Source organism: Fulvivirga kasyanovii (genome assembly GCF_009711405.1).
GTDB lineage: Bacteria > Bacteroidota > Bacteroidia > Cytophagales > Cyclobacteriaceae > Fulvivirga > Fulvivirga kasyanovii.
On record NZ_SMLW01000219.1, the window covers coordinates 1 to 2,428 of the forward strand.

Annotated in this window: 4 protein-coding genes; all 4 read right to left on the reverse strand. The window is 41.5% G+C overall.

Annotated elements, in window-relative coordinates:
• Positions 1 to 69: 69 nt before the first annotated feature.
• The 4 genes from E1163_RS00975 to E1163_RS00990 all read right to left on the reverse strand — a co-directional run bounded on the left by E1163_RS00975 (position 70) and on the right by E1163_RS00990 (position 2,349).
• Positions 70 to 696 carry an FMN-dependent NADH-azoreductase gene (locus E1163_RS00975; protein ID WP_155168658.1) on the reverse strand — a complete coding sequence of 209 codons (627 nt, stop codon included), beginning with the start codon at positions 694 to 696 and terminating at the stop codon, positions 70 to 72.
• Between the two features lie 60 nt (positions 697 to 756).
• On the reverse strand, positions 757 to 1,341 hold the full coding sequence (locus tag E1163_RS00980) for a Crp/Fnr family transcriptional regulator (RefSeq protein WP_155168659.1): 585 nt from the start codon (positions 1,339 to 1,341) through the stop codon (positions 757 to 759).
• Positions 1,342 to 1,449: 108 nt separating this feature from the next.
• The gene (arr, locus tag E1163_RS00985) at positions 1,450 to 1,884 is read right to left on the reverse strand and encodes an NAD(+)--rifampin ADP-ribosyltransferase (protein ID WP_221417891.1); all 435 of its coding nucleotides are present in this window, start codon (positions 1,882 to 1,884) and stop codon (positions 1,450 to 1,452) included.
• 12 nt (positions 1,885 to 1,896) lie between these two features.
• Entirely contained in the window at positions 1,897 to 2,349 is a 453-nt protein-coding gene (locus E1163_RS00990; RefSeq protein ID WP_155168660.1) for a MarR family winged helix-turn-helix transcriptional regulator, read from the reverse strand.
• Positions 2,350 to 2,428: the final 79 nt, after the last annotated feature.

Genomic DNA, 2,428 nt, shown 5'->3' on the forward strand with positions numbered 1-2,428 from the left:
TTACAGTGCAAACATACAAAAAAAAGATTAATACGTTAACCTGTCCTATATTATTAGTGATAAAACATCTCACTCTATCAGACTCAGCTTCTCATAGATTACCGCTTTAGATCTTTCAAACACTTCTCCACCAAACTCTTCATTGTCCAAAGAGATTATAGTGACGTCCTTCACACCCATCATACCAAAGATGAACTTCAAGTACGTGGTTTGGAAATTCATATGCTCATTCGGCTCATTTTCTCCATATCCCGTATCGCCCCGGCTGGACAGAATGAATAGCTTCTTATTTTCCAGTAACCCAACATAATCACCATCTGGTTTGCCAGACCTGAATTTCCAGGTTTCATTGATCCGCATGATCTGATCTAAATAGGCCTTTAAACTGCTTGGAATAGACCAGTTGTACATGGGAGTACCTATCACATAGATGTCATGCGCTTTTAGCTCTTTTACAAGTTCATTGCTCAATTCAACACCCTTCTGGTTCGCCGCAGTGCGCTCTTCCGGCTTCACAAATGCACTGGCTATCCATGCCTCATCGACCGGAGGAATAGCATTCAACCCTACTTCCCGGTGTGTAAAAGAATCGTTTGGGTGTTTGGCTTTCCAGTTCTCAACAAAAAGTTCGGTTAATTTTCTACTATGCGACCTCTTGCTTCTCACACTTGCGTTAATAATTAGTACTTTGCTCATCGTATCTGCTTTTTTGTTTGAAAAGCAAAACTCACGCATGTGTCCTTCAAAAAAATTGAACTAGATCAAGGAAGTTTTCTTTTTTCTGATCCGACTTAAAAACTCTGCCGAAATACCTAAGTACGACGCCAGCAGGTACTGAGGTACACGTTTTGCAATTTGTGGGTATTGGGTTAAAAAATCATTATACCTTTGCTCCGCATCATAAGCACTATGTAGAATGATCCGCCGCTGTAGGCTTCCGATATAACCTTCCGATATGATCCTAAAGTATTTTTCCAGCTTAGGTATAGCCGTTAGCATCTTTTCAAACGACTGATAATGGATTTGCAGCAACCGTGTCTCCTCCAAAGCCTGAATGCTGTATATCGATGGGGTTTGTTTTTGAAAACTGCTGATATCAGTAGCCCACCAGTCATCTATGGCAAAATATAAAATATCTTCTTTACCGCTTGCCAGATCGATGTAAAATGCCTTTAGTGAGCCCGATATGATGTAATTATCAGTTTTACAAACCTGTCCGCTTCTCAGCAAATAATCACCTTTGTGAAGAACCTTTTCAACCCAAAAAGTTTCAAACAACTCTTTCTCCCCGGAGGTAAGAGTTACGTGCTTCGATATGTTTTTAATGAGCTGTAGATGCATTCAAATGTTGGCTAATATTCCCGAAGAAGGCAACAAGGGTTGATATTAACTTTCCCTAAGCCTTCTTTAACATTACGATAAGCCAGGCGGACGGTTTCAATGCTTTATCTAATCCTCAATGGCTTCAATGCCCTGCTGTTTAAGTTGCTCAAGGTGATCCCTCATGGCTTGGAGCTGTTCCGGCGGGTGTCCCTGCCATTCCGTTACTTCACCAACTACACGGAGCGCGTGCCGGGTACGGTAAGATTTGGTTGGGTTTCCCGGAAATTTCTTGTCTGTCAAATTGGGATCATCCTCATATGGCCCCGTAGGCTCTACAATGTAGATCCTGCCGGAGTTTTCCCCCACAGCCAACTCAGCTCCCCAAATGGCCGCATCCATGGTAGCCGTGAGGTAAACGTACTTGGCCTTCTTCCTTTTACCATAGTTTGAATTAAAACCCGGAGCTATCAAATCCCCCGGCTTCAAATTGGCCTTGGTGCCATGGTACAACTGCATGCCATGGGCTGGCATTGTTTCGTTATTGTTGCTGTCTTGCTTCATACCACCTGTTATTTATTGATTGAATTTGTTATTGGTTTGGTTCATTAGCGCTATAGCTTTGGTGAAGTAACTTTCTATAGTCTTCATTTCATCGGCTGAAAATGATGCAATTAATTTTTCCGACTCTTCCTGAAATTCCTTGTAAAACGGTTCCAAAAGGGCCATTATCTTTTCAGTATCAGGCACAATAATGACCTTTCTTCTATCCCTCTTATCAAGCTCCCTTTTTACAAGGCCTTTTTCTTCAAACCTGTCTATCAGCCCCGTAACAGCCCCTGTGGTCAACTCTGTTAATTCTGCAAGCTCACCGGCAGTCAGTTTACCTCTTTGCAGAAAAAAGCCTAAATATTTGTGATCAGTCCCAGAAAATCCGGCCTTTCTGGCAACCGTCTCATGCATACGGATTGAAGTGTACGCATACTGCTGGCTCAATTTCCGCACTGTTATAACTACATCATCAGTCATTTTTATCTTATCAACTAATTATCTTAGTTACAAAGATAATATAAATAACCTGGTTCAATTAGCTTTTGTAATTACAATT

What these genes read in the sequence shown, in the direction of transcription:
- E1163_RS00975 (WP_155168658.1), bottom strand. Translation starts at nt 696, where the DNA reads ATGAGCAAAGTACTAATTATTAACGCAAGTGTGAGAAGCAAGAGGTCG.
- E1163_RS00980 (WP_155168659.1), bottom strand. Translation starts at nt 1,341, where the DNA reads ATGCATCTACAGCTCATTAAAAACATATCGAAGCACGTAACTCTTACC.
- arr (WP_221417891.1), bottom strand. Translation starts at nt 1,884, where the DNA reads ATGAAGCAAGACAGCAACAATAACGAAACAATGCCAGCCCATGGCATG.
- E1163_RS00990 (WP_155168660.1), bottom strand. Translation starts at nt 2,349, where the DNA reads ATGACTGATGATGTAGTTATAACAGTGCGGAAATTGAGCCAGCAGTAT.